This is a genomic window from Sphaerisporangium sp. NPDC049003 (assembly GCF_043197795.1).
Taxonomy (GTDB): Bacteria; Actinomycetota; Actinomycetes; order Streptosporangiales; family Streptosporangiaceae; genus Sphaerisporangium.
Window position 1 is genome coordinate 52,984 of sequence record NZ_JBICTU010000024.1, and the last position, 15,821, is coordinate 68,804.

Genomic DNA, 15,821 nt, shown 5'->3' on the forward strand with positions numbered 1-15,821 from the left:
CCTAGTGGTGACCCGTTTCACGTGCCTGTAAGTTAGATTCCTCATGAACGGGTCAAGAAACCCAAATGGCTAGTCAGGACCGGAGCCGGGATGAGAGGCTTTGGGATGATCGGCAGGTTCGGGTTCTGTATCGGAGAGGGAGCATGAGGGCTTTTCGAGCCGCGGCTGACCTGGAAGACGAGCATATTCTGGATCACCGGCAGGCCGGGCCCACGGTGTTCCGGATGCTCGTCGGAGCGCAGTTGCGCCGGTTGCGCGAGGCGGGCGAGATCACCCGGGCCGCCGCCGGCTACGCGATCCGCGCCTCCGACACCAAGATCAGCCGCCTGGAGCTGGGCCGCACCGGCTTCAAGCCCCGTGACGTGGCCGACCTGCTGACCCTGTACGGCGTGACCGACGAGGCCGAGCGCCAGGCCCTGCTCACCCTGGCCGAGCAGGCCAACACCCCGGGGTGGTGGCAGGTGTACAGCGACGTGGTGCCCTCCTGGTTCGAGGCCTACATCGGGCTGGAGCAGGCGGCCAGCGTCATCCGCTCGTGGGAGGTGCAGTTCGTCCCTGGCCTGTTGCAGACCGAGGACTACGCGCGCACCGTGATCCGCCTCGACCGGGCCGCGACCGACAGCGACGTCGAGCGCCGCGTCGCGCTGCGGATGAGGCGGCAGCGCATCCTCACCAGCCCCGATGCCGTGAAGCTGTGGGCCGTGATCGACGAGGGGGCGCTGCGCAGGCTCGTCGGCGGGGCGGCGACGATGCGCGCCCAGATCGAGCACCTCCTCAAGATGAGCGAGCTGCCGAACGTCACCATCCAGGTGATGCCGTTCAGCTCCGGCGGCCACGCCGCGGGAGGAGGCCCGGTGACCATCCTGCGCCTCGCCGCGCACGAGCTTCCCGACGTGGTGTACCTCGAACAGCTCGTCAGCGCGCTGTATCCCGACAAGCCCGCCGAGATCCTGCACTACTGGGACGTCATGAACAGCCTGAGCGTCCAGGCCGAGCCGCCGGCCGCGACCGTCGCGCGCCTGCGGCGCATGCTCGCCGAGCTCTAGGCCCCCCGCCCCCGCCCGCTGGGGCGGGAGGCGCCCCGCCTACAGGCGGTGGGTGGATTGTGGGTGCCGCGCCCATTTCCGCTTCCCGACACGCGATCTAACTTTGCGTGGACCAAAGGTGTGATGGTCATCACGCCGTCCCGCGCCGGCCCCCGGGCCGTCGCCGACCCCGACGGTGACCCCACCATCACTCCCACTCCCACCGTCACCCCGACCGTGCCGCCCGTGTGCGTGACGGCCGGCAACTACGCCCACACCGCGGCCGGGCGTGCCCACCAGTCCGGCGGCTCGACGTACGCCAACGGCTCCAACGACCCGACGGGGCTGTGGAACACCTTCACCACGGGCAGATCCTCGTCGATTGCCGAACGGAAACCGACGCCATTTCATTTGTCGCCATAAAGGCGAATTGGAAGCCTTTACCTCATGCTGAGGTGGCGCCCTTCATGTAGGGGTACCGACAGTATTGCGGAGCGGAAGCCGTGCTTACGCCCACCCGAAGCGGTGATTCCAGGGTGGGTGTACGGCGCTCGGCGTACCAGCGAAGAGGGGGAGCGCAAGCATGATCAATGACAACCTGTGGACATACCGGCCGGACGTATACGGCCACGCCCAGACCATGGACATCGCCGGCTTCGACGTGGAGGCCGTGGACGGCAAGATCGGGTCGGTCGACGAGGCCAGCGACGTGGTCGGCGAGAGCTACATCGTCGTCGACACCGGGCCGTGGATCTTCGGTAAGAAGGTCGTCCTCCCCGCCCTCGTCGTCACACAGATCAACCAGCCGGACCGCAAGGTCTACGTCGCGCGCACCAAGCAGGAAATCAAGAACGCCCCGGAGTTCGACCAGAAGGCCTACAAAGACGCCGGGTACCGGGCCAGGCTCGCCGGATATTACGGAAATCTCCCTGGGGCCATGTAAGCACCTTCACGCTGATGGGTCGTTCGCGTCGTCGCGGGCGGCCCGTCCTCGCGTGCGGAGTTCGTCAGGTTGTGTAAACCCATGTAGCCAAATATGCGGATTTAACCGAAATATCCCGACAGCTGTTTCGCTGAATGGTGTCGCCGGCGCCCCGGATCGCCGACTGCGAGGAGAGGGACCCTGGGCCGGCGAGACCGGTGATCGGCGACCGGTCTCGCTCGGCCCTCGGGCCCCTCTCCGGCAACACGGACCCGAGACGAGTGGCGATGGCCATCCGGCACGAAAGCCATCGCACCGCTACCGCCTCAGGACTGTCAGGCGCAGTTAACATTGGATGTCTTGGGGCGTCAAGAGGTGCGTGCCCGGGTGTGTTCGCGTACGGAAACCGGCCCGGGGTGGCGAAAGGCTCTCTACCAGCGGATTTACCGAGGAAAACGATCACATCAACACCCTGTGTGGCGGGTCGGCAACATCGGATGTGTCTACATTGTTAAATGATCCGATGTATGGGCAACCTTGGTGTGTCGCGGCCATGTCGAAACGCTTGACGCTTCCGTCCGGACATGCCAAAGTTTCGTCGACAGCGGCGAAAGTTACGTGGCAAACCTTTCGACTTTCCCCACAAGGTGCGGCGGCGCGCTCCTCCCCATCGCGAAGGAATCCGTCATGGACGTGCAACCGCCCACCCCCCGGCTCAAGTCCCCTCCGCCCCTCCACGCACGCCTGTCCCGCGTGATCCTTCGGGCCGCGCTCGCGCTGGCCGTCGCGTTGACGGGCATCCTGTCCGTCCCCGTCGCGGCGTCGGCGGCGCCCCTGACCAAGATCCTCGTCTTCTCCAAGACGGCGGGCTTCCGGCACTCGTCCATCCCGAACGGGATCGCGGCCATCCAGCGGCTCGGCGCCGCAGGCGGGTTCACGGTGGTCGCGACGGAGGACGCCGCGGCGTTCACCACGGCCAACCTCGCGCAGTACCAGGCCGTGGTCTGGCTCTCGACCACCGGCGACGTCCTGAACGCCGCCCAGCAGACCGCGTTCCAGTCCTACATCGCGGCGGGCGGCGGGTACGTGGGCATCCACGCCGCGGCCGACACCGAGTACGACTGGCCCTGGTACGGCGGCCTGGTGGGCGCGTGGTTCAGCTCCCACCCCGCGACCCAGCAGGCCACGGTGCGCGTGGAGGACAGGTCCAACGTCTCCACCTCGCACCTGGCGCCGACCTGGACCCGCACCGACGAGTGGTACAACTACCGGACCAACCCCCGCGCGAACGTCAAGGTGCTGGCGAGCCTCGACGAGACGTCCTACACGGGGGGCACCATGGGCGACCACCCCATCACCTGGTGCCAGAACTACGGCGGCGGCAGGTCCTGGTACACCGGCCTCGGGCACACCGAGGAGTCCTACGCCGACCCGGCCTTCACGACGATGGTGCTCGGCGGCATCCAGGTCGCGGCGGGCGCCAAACCGGCCGACTGCCGGCCCGAGACCGGCTACACCCCGCTGTTCGACGGCACCCAGACGACCTTCGCAAAGTGGCGTCAGGCCGGGCCCGGCGGGTTCACCCTGGCGAACGGCACCCTCACCTCATTCGGCGGCATGGGCCTGCTCTGGTACCCGGTCGGCACCTTCGCCAACTACTCCCTCAAGCTCGACTGGATGATGCCGGGCGACGACAACGGCGGGGTGTTCATCGGCTTCCCCGACCCGCAGGGCGACCCCTGGAAGCCGGTCGACGCGGGGCACGAGATCCAGATCGACGCCACCGACGCCGACCCGACCCGTACGACGGGCAGCGTGTACAGCTTCAAGGCGCCCGACGCGGCGTTGCGCGCCGCCGCGCTCAACCCGCCCGGCTCGTGGAACACCTACGAGATCGGCGTGCACGGGCAGCGCGTCGAGATCTACCTCAACGGCGTCAAGATCAACGACTACACGAGCACCCGCGCCATCGCCAACGGGTACATCGGCGTGCAGAACGACGGGGCCGGCGCGGACATCAACTACCGCAACATCCGGATCAAGCAGGACACCGTCACCGTGACCGACCTGGCACGGGGCCGTCCGACCACGGTGTCCAGCGTCGAGCCCGGCAGCCCGCACGCCGGCGCCAACGCGGTCGACGGCAACGCCGCCACCCGGTGGGGCAGCGCCTACTCGGACCCCCAGTGGATCACGGTGGACCTCGGCGCCACGCGCACGATCAACCGGGTCAAGCTGACCTGGGAGACCGCCTACGGCAAGGCGTACCAGATCCAGACCTCGCCCGACAACGCCACCTGGTCGACGATCTACTCCACCACCACGGGGGACGGCGGCACCGACGACGTGGCGGTCAGCGGGGCCGGCCGCTACGTGCGGATCTACGGAACCCAGCGGGCCACCCAGTGGGGTTACTCCCTGTGGGACCTCAACGTCTACGGCGCCTGAGCAGCCGAAACCCCCGGCCTTCACACCCCCTGGAGTCTTCGTGCCCTCTTCAGCGCGCCTTCGCACGGTCGTCGGCGCCGTCGTGCTCGCCCTCGTCGCGACCGCCACGGCGGGAGCGGCGGGCAGCACCAGCGCCTCCGCCTCCACCCCGTCGTCCCTGTCCGCGTCATCCTCCTCCATCGCCCTCGCCCCGCCCCCGACGAGCGGTTTCGAGAAGGTGAAACTGGACGGCGGCCTGTCGATGGGCGAGCCCATCGAGCTGTCGGTGCTGCCCGACGGCAAGGTCCTGTACATCAACCGAGGCTCCACCTCCGGCGGCGGCCAGGTGCGCCTGTACAACCCGGCGACCAAGGCCACCACGGTCGCCCTGACGCTCCAGCTCGACGCCCGGTTCGAGGACGGGCTCATCGGTATCACCCCGCACCCGCGGTTCGCCACCAACCACTGGGTGTTCCTCTTCTACTCGCCGAAGGTGACCCCGCTGGTCAACCGGATCTCCCGGTTCACCTTCAACACCTCGGCCAACGTCCTCGACCCGGCCAGCGAAGACATGATCATCGAGTGGCCGACCGAGCGTGACCTGTGCTGCCACTCGGCCGGGTCGATGACGTGGGACTCGAACGACAACCTGTACTTCGCCGTCGGGGACAACACCAACTCCGGAGGCGACTCGGCCGGCATGGCGCCGATCGACGAGCGGACCAGCCGCAACCCCCAGTACGACGCCCAGCGCACGTCGGGCAACACCAACGACCTCCGGGGCAAGATCAACCGGATCCACCCGGAGAGCGACGGCACCTATACCGTCCCGGCCGGCAACCTGTTCCCCCCGGGCACCGCTCAGACCCGGCCCGAGATCTACATCATGGGCACCCGCAACCCCTACCGGATCTGGGTCGACAAGCAGGCGGCCAACACCCTCTACTGGGGCGAGGTCGGACCGGACGCCGGAGCCACCATCGCCAACCGGGGTCCGGCGGCCTACGACGAGTTCAACCGCGCCACCGGCCCGGGCAACTATGGCTGGCCGTACTGCGGTGGGCCGAACGTCGCCTACAACGACTGGGACTTCGCGGCCAACGCCCCCCGCGGCTGGTTCCCCTGCGGGGGCACGGCGGGGCCGGTGAACAACTCGCCGCGCAACACCGGCCTGCAGCAGCTCCCCGCGACCAAGCCCGCGCTGGTCTGGGAGCAGCACGGCGGCAGCAAGGAATGGCCCGCACTGGACAACCCGGGCGGCTGCGGATCGCCCAACCACACCGAGGTCTACCACTACAACGCGAGCCTCAACTCGCCCTACAAGTGGCCCGCCTACTACGACAACAAGTGGCTGATCTCGGAGTACTGCCGTAACTGGATCAAGGAAGTGCAGTTCGGCAACGGCAACCCCTCCACAGGGACCCCGACCGTCATCGAGCCGGTCCTGGCGGGCATGAGCCTCGTCCACCCGATCGACATGGAGTTCGGCCCCGACGGCTCGCTGTATCTGCTGGAGTACGGCAGCGGCTACTTCTCCGGCGCGGCGGACGCGGGCCTGTACAAGATCAACTATGTCCAGGGAGGCCGCTCGCCGATCGCGGTGGCCTCGGTCGACAAGGACAACGGCCTGGCCCCGCTCTCGGTCACCTTCTCAAGCGCCGGCAGCTCCGACCCCGACGGCGACCCGCTCACCTACGCCTGGGACTTCGACAACAACGGGACCACCGACGCGACGGCCGCCAACCCCTCCTACACCTACACCACCAACGGCGACAAGCGGGCCCGGCTGACGGTCAACGACGGCACCGGCCACACCGGTACGGTGCTGGTCCCCGTCGTGGTGGGCAACAACCGCCCGACCCTGTCGCTGTCGGGCCTTCCCGCCGGAGGCACCTACGGCTGGGGCGACGACCTGACCGCCACCGCGGGCGCCACCGACCCCCAGGACGGCGCCGTGCCCTGCGCGAGCGTCGTCGTCCGGGCCGCCCTCGGGCACCAGGAGCACGCCCACGAGGAGGGTCAGGGCACCGGCTGCGGGTTCACCGTGAACACCGGCCCCATCCACGCCGGGCTCGACGCGGTCCAGTTCTTCGTCCTGCGCTCCTCCTACACCGACAAGGGCGCGCCCGGCACCGTGCCCCTCACGGGGGAGAAGGAGATCACGCTCTGGCCCAAGCAGTGGCAGGCCGAGCACTACGTCCAGCTCAACGGCCCCAAGGTCATCGACCAGGCCGCGGCCGAGGGCGGCAAGCGGCTCGGGGACATCCAGAGCGGCGAGTGGGTCAAGCACCACGCCGTCAGCCTGAAGGGCATCACCGGGATCAAGGCGCGGGTCTCCTCGGCCAACGCGGGCGGCACCCTGTCGTTCCGCTTCGACTCGCCGACCGGCCCGGAGGTCGCGCGCGTCGCGGTGGCCGGCACCGGTGGCTGGGACAACTACGTGGAGCTCACCGCCCCCGTCACCAAGCCCGACGACGGCACGCACGACCTCTACATCGTGTTCAGCGGGGTCAACACCGGCACCACCGCCCTGTACGACATCGACAGCTACACCTTCACCGGTCCCGGTGTGAGCACGCCTCCCACCGGCACCGGTGACCTCGCGCGCGGCCGTCCCACCATCGTGTCCAGTGTGGAGGACGGCAACGTGCTGGTCGGCGCGAACGCGGTGGACGGCGACGCGGCGACCCGCTGGGGCAGCGCGTACACCGATCCGCAGTGGATCACGGTGGACCTGGGCGCCTCGCACCCGATCAACCGGGTCAGGCTGAACTGGGAGGCCGCCTACGCGCGGGGCTACCAGGTCCAGACCTCGCCGGACAACGCGGCCTGGACGACGGTCTTCTCCACCACCAGCGGTGACGGGGGCGTCGACGACCTCACCGTCACCGGCACGGGGCGCTACGTGCGCGTGTACGGCACCCAGCGGGGGCTGCCACCGTACGGCTACTCCCTGTGGGATCTGAACGTGTACGGCACCTGACCCGCGGGTCCGGATGACGCCCCGACCGGGCGCGACGCGGCCTTTCCGGCCGGATCGCGCCCGATTCGGGCATAAAAGACAAATCAGACGATCGGCCATCATTTTGCACAGCTCACCGTGATCTCGCTCCCCGCATGGGTATGGCGACATTGATCCGTTCCGCAAAGGAAATCGGAAGGCGGTGAGGTCATGACCAGACCGACCGGCCTGGAGGCGCATCCCGACATTGTCGCGATGCGGGCCAAGTACGAGCGTGCGGGCTCCAGCACGGCCGCACAGGTAATCGATGGGCTGACGCTTCTCGCAGGGCTCTACCTTGCGATATCGCCATGGGTGGTGGGGTTCAACGGCCTGTCCCGGCTCTCGGTGAGCAACATGGTCACCGGGCTGGCGCTGGCCGCTCTCGCCCTGGGGTTCGCGTCGGCCTTCGGCCGGACCTACGGGCTGACGTGGATCGTACCGATCCTGGGAGTCTGGACGATCCTGTCACCCTGGATCATTCGATCGCACACGACCGGGTCGATCTGGAACAACGTCGTCACCGGCATCGTCATCCTGCTGCTCGGGCTGGGGGCCATGGCGGTGGGGACCCGGAAGATGCCCACGAGGTAGTGAGGGGGCGGCCTCAGGGTGTGGCGGTGTGCCCGCCACACCCGCTGCGTGAGCAGGTCCGCCACCCTTCGGGGGCGACCGTCCTGTTTGCGGCGTGCAGCGCGGGTAGGGACCCGGCGTGACGGTGGAACTGCCGCGTGAAGGAGAGGTGTGGATCTGCCGTTCCCGCCACCCACGGTGGCGTGGAGCGGGCGGTCATCGCCCCGCTCAGCCGTTCACAGCCGCTCCCGTCCGGCGCTGAACCGCCGGGGCCGGGGGAAGAAAGGGGAAACGCCATGACCGACCTGAAGGAAGCCCGGGACATGACCAACCCGTACGCCTCCCTCTCGACCGCCGAGCTGATCAGGCACCTGTCGGAGGAGGTGTCCCGGCTCGTCCGGGACGAGATCCGGCTGGGGACCCTGGAGCTCACGCGCAAGGGCAAGAGAGCCGGAAGGGGCGCCGGACTGTTCGGCGGCGCGGGGGTCGTCGCCCTGTACGGCGGCGGCGCGCTGGTCGCCGCGGTGATCCTGCTGATCGCCCAGGTGCTCACGGCGTGGATCGCCGCCGTGATCGTGGGTGTGGCGCTGCTGATCGTCGCGGCCGTTCTCGCGTTGACCGGCAAGAGCCAGGTCTCCAAGGCCACGCCTCCGCTCCCCCAAGAGGCCATCCAGGGCTTCAAGGCCGACGTCGACGCCGTGAAGGAGGGTGCGCACCGATGACCGAGACCGATCCCATCGGGGCGCCGGAACGGCCCACCGCCGGTGAGGTGGGCATGCACCGGCAGGAGCCGGGAACGGCCACCCCCGAGTCCGCGGGGCCGTCGCTGAACGTGCCCGAAGTCCACGCGCCACCGAAGCCGTACGTCAAACCCGTGGTCAGCCACGGCAGGGGCGACCCGCTCGCCGGTCTGTCCGAGACATCCCTCCGGGCACGCCCGGAGGTCCCGCGTGAAAGGAAGCACGAGATGCGCGTATCGGAGGAGGACCGGCTGCGGGACGAGATCGTCCGTACCCGCGAGGACCTCGGCCGCACGGTCGAGGCGCTGGCGCAGAAGGTCGACGTGAAGGCGCGGGCGCAGCAGAAGATGGCGGAGACGAAGGTCGTCGCCAGGGAGAAGGCCTCCGCGATGGCGGGCAGGCTCCGCGAGGTCACCTCGCACTCGGGGAGGGACGGCCGCACCGGGGCGGTCCCCGGCTCGACCGGCGCGCTGAGGGGCGCGGCGGACGGGATCTCCCGCCGCCCGGCCGTCCTCATCGCGGTGGGAGCGGCGACCATGGCCGGGGCCGGGCTGCTGCGCCTGGCCGAGAGGCGCGCCGGTTCCCGCCACCGGTCCTGAGGGCCGCGGGGGAACCGATCCGGCGTCCCGGCCCCCAAGTCTTACCGGGGGCCGGGACGCCGATCGTCCGGGGGTGTGACGGCCGGTTGACCCTGCTGGAGCCGATCGAACGGGAAACAGCCGGTCATTGTGGTCAGGTCGCGGTTGTGGTGAGAGGCGGCCCGGGGCACATGCTCCGGTGTACCGCCCTGCCACGACACGTCCTACGAGGTGAACCACATGCCGCTTCACCCCAATATCGACCCCGAGCTCGCCGAGGGTCTCCGGCACGCCTTCCTCCCGCCCGTCGACTTCGCCCGCATGTCACCGGCTGATCTGCCGGGCCTGCGCCGCCAGATGGGCGCCGCGTTCGCCGCCATGCCGCCCTTCGCCGCGCCGGGGCTTTCCGTGGAGGACCGGATGGCGCCGGGACCGGACGGCGACCCCGACATCAGGGTGCGCGTCTACCGCCCCGAGGAGCGGCGCGGCCCGCTGCCCTGCCTGTACTGGATGCACGGCGGGGGGATGATCCTCGGCCTGGTGGAGATGGACGACGCGCGGATGGCGGGCTACGTGCGGGACGTGGGCTGCGCGGTGGTGTCGGTCGAGTACCGGCTGGCCCCCGAGCACCCGCACCCGGCGCCCGTCGAGGACTGCTACGCCGGCCTGGTGTGGGCGGTCAAGAACGCCGAGGAACTGGGCATCGACCCCGAACGCGTCGCCGTGGGCGGGGCGAGCGCGGGAGGCGGGCTCGCGGCGGGCACCGTCCTGATGGCACGCGACAGGGGAGGCCCGGCGGTCGCGTTCCAGCTCCTGAGCTCTCCCATGCTCGACGACCGGGGCACCACCCCCTCCAGCCGCGAGTTCGCCGAGGCGGTGGCGTGGAACCGCGCCGCCAACGTGTTCGGATGGACGGCCCTGCTCGGGGACTCGGTCGGCACCGCCGGCGTGTCGCCGTACGCCGCGCCGGCCAGGGCCGCCGACCTGTCGGGACTCCCGCCCGCCTACATCGAGGTGGGCGAGCTGGAGGTCTTCCGCGACGAGTGCGCCGACTACGCCCTGCGGCTGGTACGGGCGGGCGTGTCCACCGAGTTCCACATGTACCCGGGAGCCTTCCACGGTTTCGACGCGTTCGTCCCCGACGCCGCGCTCAGCCGAAGGGCCGCCGACGGCCGGGTGGCCGGCCTGCGCCGGGCGCTGACGCGCGTGTGAGATTGCTCACAGGGTCGCTCAGTCGACCTCGGCGCTGCCGCTGACCCTGAGCTTGCGCCGGGCCCGCTCGTAGAAGGTGGTGGTGCCGAGCCGCACGACCTGACCGGCCGAGCGCACCGCCGTCACCGTGACGCGGTCGCCGGGCGACATGCGCCCGGCCACCGAGCCGTCGACCTCGACGGCGAGCCGGCCGCTGGTGGGGAGCAGCTCCAGGGTCACCTGCTCGTCGGCCGACAGGACCAGGGCCCTGTTGAACGACGAGTGCGCCGCCGCGGGGACCACCAGGAACCCCTCGACGAGAGGGGAGACGATGGGACCGCCCGCGGAGAAGTTGTAGGCGGTCGAACCCGTGGCCGTGGACACGATGACCGCGTCCGCCGCGTACCGGACGAAGGGATGGCCCTCCACCGAGATGGCGACGGCGGAGAGCCGGTCGCCCGGTATGCGCGCCAGGGCGATGTCGTTGAACGCGGTGACCGTCGGGCCGTCCGGGAGGGTGGCCCTCACCGCCAGCCGGGGTTCGATGGTGAACGCGTGGCTGTCGATGGCCGAGAGCGCCGGGGGCAGCTCGTCGACGTCGATCTCGGCGAGGAAGCCCAGCTTGCCGAGGTTCACGCCGAGGACGGGGGTGGACCGGCCGCAGACCAGCCGCATGGTGCGCAGCATCGTGCCGTCGCCTCCGAGGCTGACCAGCAGGTCGGCGCGCTCCACCAGGGTGGCGGCGTCGACCGGCACGGCGCTGCAGTCGATGCGGCCGACCTCCTCGGGCAGGCCGAGCACCGTGACGGCCCTGTCCCGGGCCCACTCGACGATCGTGTCGATGGCCTGCTTGGAGTCGCGCCGCGGGTGCAGCACCAGCCCTACGGTCTTGACCATGCCCATGGGCGCAACTGTACGGGCGCCCCGCGGCGGAGGGGACGGCCGCGGGCGGCGGTTCGTCAGGCTGGACGGGCGTGAGGGACGCGACCGGCCGCACGCGGCGACACGCCGGTGACGGCGTGCCCGCCTCCACGGCGGCGGAAGGGCCTCCGGGACCCCGCGCCTCGCCGGGCTGTAGGTGACTCATCCACTATTCACCTGCCCCTTCTGGCGCGGGAACGCCTTCCTGACCCTGAATACCTGTAGTCGGCCCTATGTTCCACCCTGCGCTGATGCGGAGCCCGCACCAGTTTCGGGTCCGATGAGTGGTCGCCCGTCCGATGACGGGCGGCTCCGCGCTCCGATAAACGGGAGGTTCGCCGGAATCGGCGGACTTACGTGATGAGGCCGCCAATGCATCGCGCTGTTCTCCGCGTGGGAAGCGACGGAAACCGGGTATATTCTTGAGGTGTCAAACTAAGCTCTGTGAAAGGAGTGGGAGATGGCGACACAGATCCAGACGCTTCTCATCGACGACCTGGATGGCGGCGAAGCAAAAGAGACCGTGGTCTTCGCGATTGACGGCACCAGCTACGAGATCGATCTGAACGACAAAAACGCCAGCAATCTGCGCGAGGCTCTTTCGCCTTTCGTCTCCAGCGCCCGTCGCGCCGAGGGCACCCCCGCCAGGGGTCGCAAGCGGGGCGCCCCCCAGCGGCCCTCTCGCGACAAAAGCTCGGAGATCCGGGCTTGGGCCAAGGCACACGGGCTGAACGTCAGCGAGCGTGGCCGGATCGCCTCGCACATCGTGGCCCAGTACGAAGCGGCACAGTGAATGATTAACCCGTCGCGCCCGGATTAGTCGCCCGACGAGCACGTGATCCTCCGCCTGGATCTCTCTAGCGGACCGCCTTTGTGAGGCGGCCGTGCTCGCACCGGGCAATGGCCGCCCGTGTGGCTCAGGCGGCCCGAGAGCGGTTCCTCCCGTCCACAGGCCCACGCGCCTGGCCTGCGGGGTCTCGCCTCCCGGGCGCGAGCGTGCCGCGGCTGCCATTCGGGCGAGGTAGTGCTGACTTCAGGGAATTTGTCTGGATGAGCACTATTCCTTACCGGCTCGTGTGTGTGCCGCGACGGCGGCCGTGCCCGTGAAGTTCCCGGGAAAACCCCGGCCCGGCGCCGCGTCCCCACCGGGGACGCCTTTCCCCGCATAACCCCTGCGAGACGCGGCCGATCTCCGCTTCTCAAGAGCTTCCCCGCCCAGGACGCCGGAGCGCCGGGTATGCCGGGAGTTGGCGGCCCGTGCCAATCCGAACAATAATCTCGCCGGTACCGGCCACTTGACGTGCCGGCGAACCTCCGCCATTATCTCTGCCCCTCCGGTGCGAACTCGCCGAGATCCGCCGCGTCCGGCCGTCCGGCGGCTTCGGGCCGAAGGGCGCCTCCCGCCCGGCGACCTCTCAATCCAATGACCGTGACAGGCATGGAATGTCCGGGTGATTTCGCTGGGTCAGGACAATCATGGACCCCCGTGCGGCCCGCGTGGCCCCGGCCGGCCTTTCGCCGGGCCCGTCCCCTGCCCAATCCTGGGTGTTACATGTGAACACGATAAGGCAATGCCGGGGCGAGTGTTTTGCCGGTGCGCCTCGATGTGGCCCGAATCCGCCCGCCCCTTTTGTGACCTTGTGTAAGCGGAGTATGGCGGTATGTCGTGACTTTCTTACTCCTATAAGCGATAGGAGAAGTGCCCGTCGGCCGAACGGGCCCGCGTCAGATGATGATCCACTCCGTGACCATCACGACCGACGCGAAGCGGCAGCGAAGGCTGAACGGCCCCGTGGGCACCCGCTCGCAGACGAACCTGCCCATGGCGTCGGCGGTCACCGTCACGGTGGCGGGCCGGCGGCCGCGTACCTCGATCTCGCCCGGCCGGGCCGGGATCACCTGGCCGAGGACGCGGCCGGTCGTCCCCATGACCGTCACCTCCACGTCGATCGTGACCCCGAGGGCGTGGAAGGTGGCGAGCCGGGGCTCGTCGCCGCCGCGCACGGGCGCGGGCTCCGCGAGCGAGTCGAAGGTCAGCGCGGCGAGTTCGGCGTCCATGGTGCGCAGCGTGTAGGCCTCCACGGCCGTCTGGACGAGATCGGAGGGCACCGGGTCGAAGAGCGCCGCCGCGTGGCGCAGCGCCTCCTCAAGGCCCATGTCCTCCTCGTCCCCGCCGTCGTCGAAGCCGTTCATGGGGCACCTCGCTCCATCAGCGTCCGCAGCCGTCGCAGGCAGCGCTGCCGGGTCGGGCCGATGCCGCCGACCGGGATGCCGAGCGCGGCGGAGACCTCGTGGTAGTGCGGCCGCGGGGAGGCCATCAGGACGCGCAGCAGACGCCGGCAGGCCTCGCTGAGCTGCTCGAAGGCCTGCCAGAGCTGCCTCACCTGGTCGGCCCTGGCATCGGCCTCCTCCGACCTGATCAGCGCCTCCTCCGGGGTCCACTGGTCGGCGGCGCGGTCGAAGACCTCGGGATCGCCGACGGGGGAGACCCGGCGCGAGGCCTGGATCACCTTCAGGCACTCGTGCCGCGCCGTGCTCGCCAGCCAGGACCCGACCTTCTCGGGCTCGCGGATGCGCCGCAGGTGCTGGGCGAGCCGGAGCCAGGTGGTCTGGAACACCTCGTGGCCGTCGGCGTCCGACAGCCCGTGGGCGCGCACGACCGACCACACCAGGGGCGCGAGCCCTTCGACGAGCGCCTTCCACGCGGCGGCGTCACCATCGGCCGCTGACAGGAAGATGCTGCCGATCGAATCACGGTCCACGGCGACGTCCCTTGGGGCGGGGATCATCATCGTACGATGCGCGAAGCCCTCGGGGGACATGATGCGCTTCCGGGCCGGTTCGCGATGCCGGTCAGGGCCGGGGCGGGTGGAGGACCACCTCCCTGGGGTTCCAGAGCGGCGGCCACAGGGCGGGGACCGATCGGCCGCGGACCTCGGCCGTCCGCAGGGCGGGACCCGTGAGGAGCTTGACCGCGGCCGCGCGGGAGCCGAGCCCGGGGTTCTCCATCATGCAGTTCGCGATCATGGCCGCGACGGCGGGCGTGGCGAACGACGTCCCGCTCCACTCGGCCCTTCCCGTGAAATCCTGCGTCGCCGCCTCGGCCAGGGACGTGCTGAGCTCCCCGGCACGCGCGGGGAACCCGCAGGTGCAGTCGTAGTCGAAGTCGTGCTCGGAGGTCTGCCTCCAGCGGCAGTAGCCGTAGGTCGAGTGCTGGTATCGGTACCTCCTCGGGCGTTCCGGCGTGCCGAGGAACGCCCCGACCAGCCGCTCCCCGGGGGCGTACACCTGGACCCAGTCCCCGTGGTCGGTGAAGCAGGCCCCGTGCCGGCCGTCCTCGCGCAGTGCCCCGACCGACAGCACCGCCCCGCGGTACTCGGGCAGCCGCGTGTAGGCGGCGGGCCAGAAGGGGGCGTCGCTGCCGTTGTTGCCGGCGGCGGCCACCAGGAGCGTCTCCGGGTGATCGGCCAGCCGGCTCATGAACTTCTGGAGCCCCAGCAGCGGCTCGCCGTCCTCGTTGGACGTGCCGGCGGACAGGCTGATGATGTCCGGCCACCGGGAACCGTCGTCCAGGCCGGGCGCGAGGTCGGCGAGCCCCGGCCACCGGGAGCCGACCGCGTCCAGGACCTCCTCTCCGAAGACCTGCTCGGAGATGGCGCCGGCGTGGACCAGCTTGCCGGAGACCCGGACGGCGGCCCGCGGCGCGATCGCGGAGATGATCCCGGCGATGAACGTGCCGTGCCCCACGTACTCCTTCACGACCGGGTCGGGATCGGCGACGGGGTCGGACGGGCGGACCCCCGCGGGCAGGCCCCCGCGCTTGAGAGGCTCGCCCGGGGTCGGCACGACGTGGCGCATCCACGGATAGAGGAGGTCGTGGTCCACCAGCAGGCCCGTGTCGATCACGACGATCGAGACGGGACGGGCGGGGGCGGCGGAGGGCGGGGCGATCCCCGGATGCCAGTCCCGTTCCGTGAACGCGGGCTCGTCCGACGGGCAGGAGTTCACCCCTCCGGTGGTGATGGCGATGATGTGGTTGCGGCTCCCCATCTTCCGGCCGCCGTTGCGCGCCTCCGCGAGCTTGATCGCCGCAAGCGCCCTGGTCACCCCGCCGTCACGTGAGCCGGAGTCATCCGGGTCGGTCACCGGGATCCGCAGCAGGCCTGCCCTGGCCTCCCGCTCGTGGGGCGGCGTGACCGGGACCCGCCTGCCGGCGTTGACCACCGGGACGACCTCGGACAGCTCCGCCGCCGGCACGAGGATGTGGCCGTATTCGTAGAGGAACCTCGGGTCCTCCTCGGGGCCGGCCGCCAAAGGGACTCCCATGGCCCTGGAGATCTGGCCGAGCTGTTCCATGAACCGGTCGAACGCCATCACGGCTCCTTGTCGCGGGGTTGTCATCCAGCCTTCGTCACCGAGTAAGAGCCGGTCGATGGCCGGCTG

Annotated in this window: 14 protein-coding genes; 10 read left to right on the forward strand and 4 right to left on the reverse strand. The window is 70.0% G+C overall.

Going from position 1 to position 15,821, the window contains the following annotated elements; translation table 11 throughout:
- Positions 1 to 143 precede the first annotated feature (143 nt).
- The 9 genes from ACGFIV_RS25505 (at position 144) to ACGFIV_RS25545 (ending at position 10,478) form a co-directional block, all read left to right on the forward strand.
- A complete protein-coding gene (locus ACGFIV_RS25505) occupies positions 144 to 1,046 on the forward strand; it encodes a helix-turn-helix transcriptional regulator (protein WP_358552568.1) in 903 nt (300 codons plus the stop codon).
- A 123-nt stretch (positions 1,047 to 1,169) separates the two neighbouring features.
- A complete protein-coding gene (locus ACGFIV_RS25510) occupies positions 1,170 to 1,448 on the forward strand; it encodes a hypothetical protein (protein ID WP_358552570.1) in 279 nt (92 codons plus the stop codon).
- Between the two features lie 160 nt (positions 1,449 to 1,608).
- The gene (locus ACGFIV_RS25515; RefSeq protein WP_358552572.1) at positions 1,609 to 1,968 is read left to right on the forward strand and encodes a PRC-barrel domain containing protein; all 360 of its coding nucleotides are present in this window, start codon (positions 1,609 to 1,611) and stop codon (positions 1,966 to 1,968) included.
- A 666-nt stretch (positions 1,969 to 2,634) separates the two neighbouring features.
- Positions 2,635 to 4,395, forward strand: coding sequence for a ThuA domain-containing protein (locus ACGFIV_RS25520; RefSeq protein ID WP_358552574.1), 1,761 nt, complete (start codon positions 2,635 to 2,637; stop codon positions 4,393 to 4,395).
- Positions 4,396 to 4,435: 40 nt separating this feature from the next.
- Complete coding sequence (locus tag ACGFIV_RS25525) at positions 4,436 to 7,357, forward strand: carbohydrate-binding protein (protein ID WP_392838001.1); 2,922 nt, start codon at positions 4,436 to 4,438, stop codon at positions 7,355 to 7,357.
- Between the two features lie 189 nt (positions 7,358 to 7,546).
- A complete protein-coding gene (locus ACGFIV_RS25530) occupies positions 7,547 to 7,969 on the forward strand; it encodes an SPW repeat protein (protein WP_358552578.1) in 423 nt (140 codons plus the stop codon).
- Positions 7,970 to 8,244: 275 nt separating this feature from the next.
- Positions 8,245 to 8,670: a phage holin family protein gene (locus ACGFIV_RS25535; RefSeq protein ID WP_358552580.1), complete on the forward strand. Its 426-nt coding sequence runs from the start codon at positions 8,245 to 8,247 to the stop codon at positions 8,668 to 8,670.
- Positions 8,667 to 9,287, forward strand: coding sequence for a DUF3618 domain-containing protein (locus ACGFIV_RS25540; RefSeq protein WP_358552582.1), 621 nt, complete (start codon positions 8,667 to 8,669; stop codon positions 9,285 to 9,287). The genes ACGFIV_RS25535 and ACGFIV_RS25540 overlap by 4 nt, the downstream gene beginning before the upstream one ends.
- Before the next feature lie 219 nt (positions 9,288 to 9,506).
- The gene (locus tag ACGFIV_RS25545; RefSeq protein WP_392838002.1) at positions 9,507 to 10,478 is read left to right on the forward strand and encodes an alpha/beta hydrolase; all 972 of its coding nucleotides are present in this window, start codon (positions 9,507 to 9,509) and stop codon (positions 10,476 to 10,478) included.
- Between the two features lie 18 nt (positions 10,479 to 10,496).
- On the opposite strand, the gene ACGFIV_RS25550 is transcribed toward ACGFIV_RS25545, so the two are convergent.
- Positions 10,497 to 11,360 carry an NAD(+)/NADH kinase gene (locus tag ACGFIV_RS25550; protein ID WP_392838003.1) on the reverse strand — a complete coding sequence of 288 codons (864 nt, stop codon included), beginning with the start codon at positions 11,358 to 11,360 and terminating at the stop codon, positions 10,497 to 10,499.
- A gap of 478 nt (positions 11,361 to 11,838) precedes the next feature.
- On the opposite strand from ACGFIV_RS25550, the gene ACGFIV_RS25555 reads away from it, so the two are divergent.
- Positions 11,839 to 12,171, forward strand: a complete 333-nt coding sequence (locus tag ACGFIV_RS25555) for an Lsr2 family protein (protein ID WP_358553462.1) — start codon at positions 11,839 to 11,841, stop codon at positions 12,169 to 12,171.
- Positions 12,172 to 13,103: 932 nt separating this feature from the next.
- On the opposite strand, the gene ACGFIV_RS25560 is transcribed toward ACGFIV_RS25555, so the two are convergent.
- The 3 genes from ACGFIV_RS25560 to ACGFIV_RS25570 form a co-directional block, all read right to left on the reverse strand.
- The gene (locus tag ACGFIV_RS25560; protein ID WP_358553464.1) at positions 13,104 to 13,571 is read right to left on the reverse strand and encodes a hypothetical protein; all 468 of its coding nucleotides are present in this window, start codon (positions 13,569 to 13,571) and stop codon (positions 13,104 to 13,106) included.
- On the reverse strand, positions 13,568 to 14,140 hold the full coding sequence (locus ACGFIV_RS25565; protein ID WP_358553466.1) for a sigma-70 family RNA polymerase sigma factor: 573 nt from the start codon (positions 14,138 to 14,140) through the stop codon (positions 13,568 to 13,570). Before ACGFIV_RS25565 ends, ACGFIV_RS25560 begins: the two co-directional genes overlap by 4 nt.
- A 91-nt stretch (positions 14,141 to 14,231) precedes the next feature.
- Positions 14,232 to 15,752 carry a S8/S53 family peptidase gene (locus ACGFIV_RS25570; protein ID WP_392838004.1) on the reverse strand — a complete coding sequence of 507 codons (1,521 nt, stop codon included), beginning with the start codon at positions 15,750 to 15,752 and terminating at the stop codon, positions 14,232 to 14,234.
- Positions 15,753 to 15,821: the final 69 nt, after the last annotated feature.

Coding starts and splice junctions, on each gene's coding strand:
- ACGFIV_RS25505 (WP_358552568.1), top strand. CDS start 144: ATGAGGGCTTTTCGAGCCGCGGCTGACCTGGAAGACGAGCATATTCTG.
- ACGFIV_RS25510 (WP_358552570.1), top strand. CDS start 1,170: ATGGTCATCACGCCGTCCCGCGCCGGCCCCCGGGCCGTCGCCGACCCC.
- ACGFIV_RS25515 (WP_358552572.1), top strand. CDS start 1,609: ATGATCAATGACAACCTGTGGACATACCGGCCGGACGTATACGGCCAC.
- ACGFIV_RS25520 (WP_358552574.1), top strand. CDS start 2,635: ATGGACGTGCAACCGCCCACCCCCCGGCTCAAGTCCCCTCCGCCCCTC.
- ACGFIV_RS25530 (WP_358552578.1), top strand. CDS start 7,547: ATGACCAGACCGACCGGCCTGGAGGCGCATCCCGACATTGTCGCGATG.
- ACGFIV_RS25535 (WP_358552580.1), top strand. CDS start 8,245: ATGACCGACCTGAAGGAAGCCCGGGACATGACCAACCCGTACGCCTCC.
- ACGFIV_RS25540 (WP_358552582.1), top strand. CDS start 8,667: ATGACCGAGACCGATCCCATCGGGGCGCCGGAACGGCCCACCGCCGGT.
- ACGFIV_RS25545 (WP_392838002.1), top strand. CDS start 9,507: ATGCCGCTTCACCCCAATATCGACCCCGAGCTCGCCGAGGGTCTCCGG.
- ACGFIV_RS25550 (WP_392838003.1), bottom strand. CDS start 11,360: ATGGGCATGGTCAAGACCGTAGGGCTGGTGCTGCACCCGCGGCGCGAC.
- ACGFIV_RS25555 (WP_358553462.1), top strand. CDS start 11,839: ATGGCGACACAGATCCAGACGCTTCTCATCGACGACCTGGATGGCGGC.
- ACGFIV_RS25560 (WP_358553464.1), bottom strand. CDS start 13,571: ATGAACGGCTTCGACGACGGCGGGGACGAGGAGGACATGGGCCTTGAG.
- ACGFIV_RS25570 (WP_392838004.1), bottom strand. CDS start 15,752: ATGGCGTTCGACCGGTTCATGGAACAGCTCGGCCAGATCTCCAGGGCC.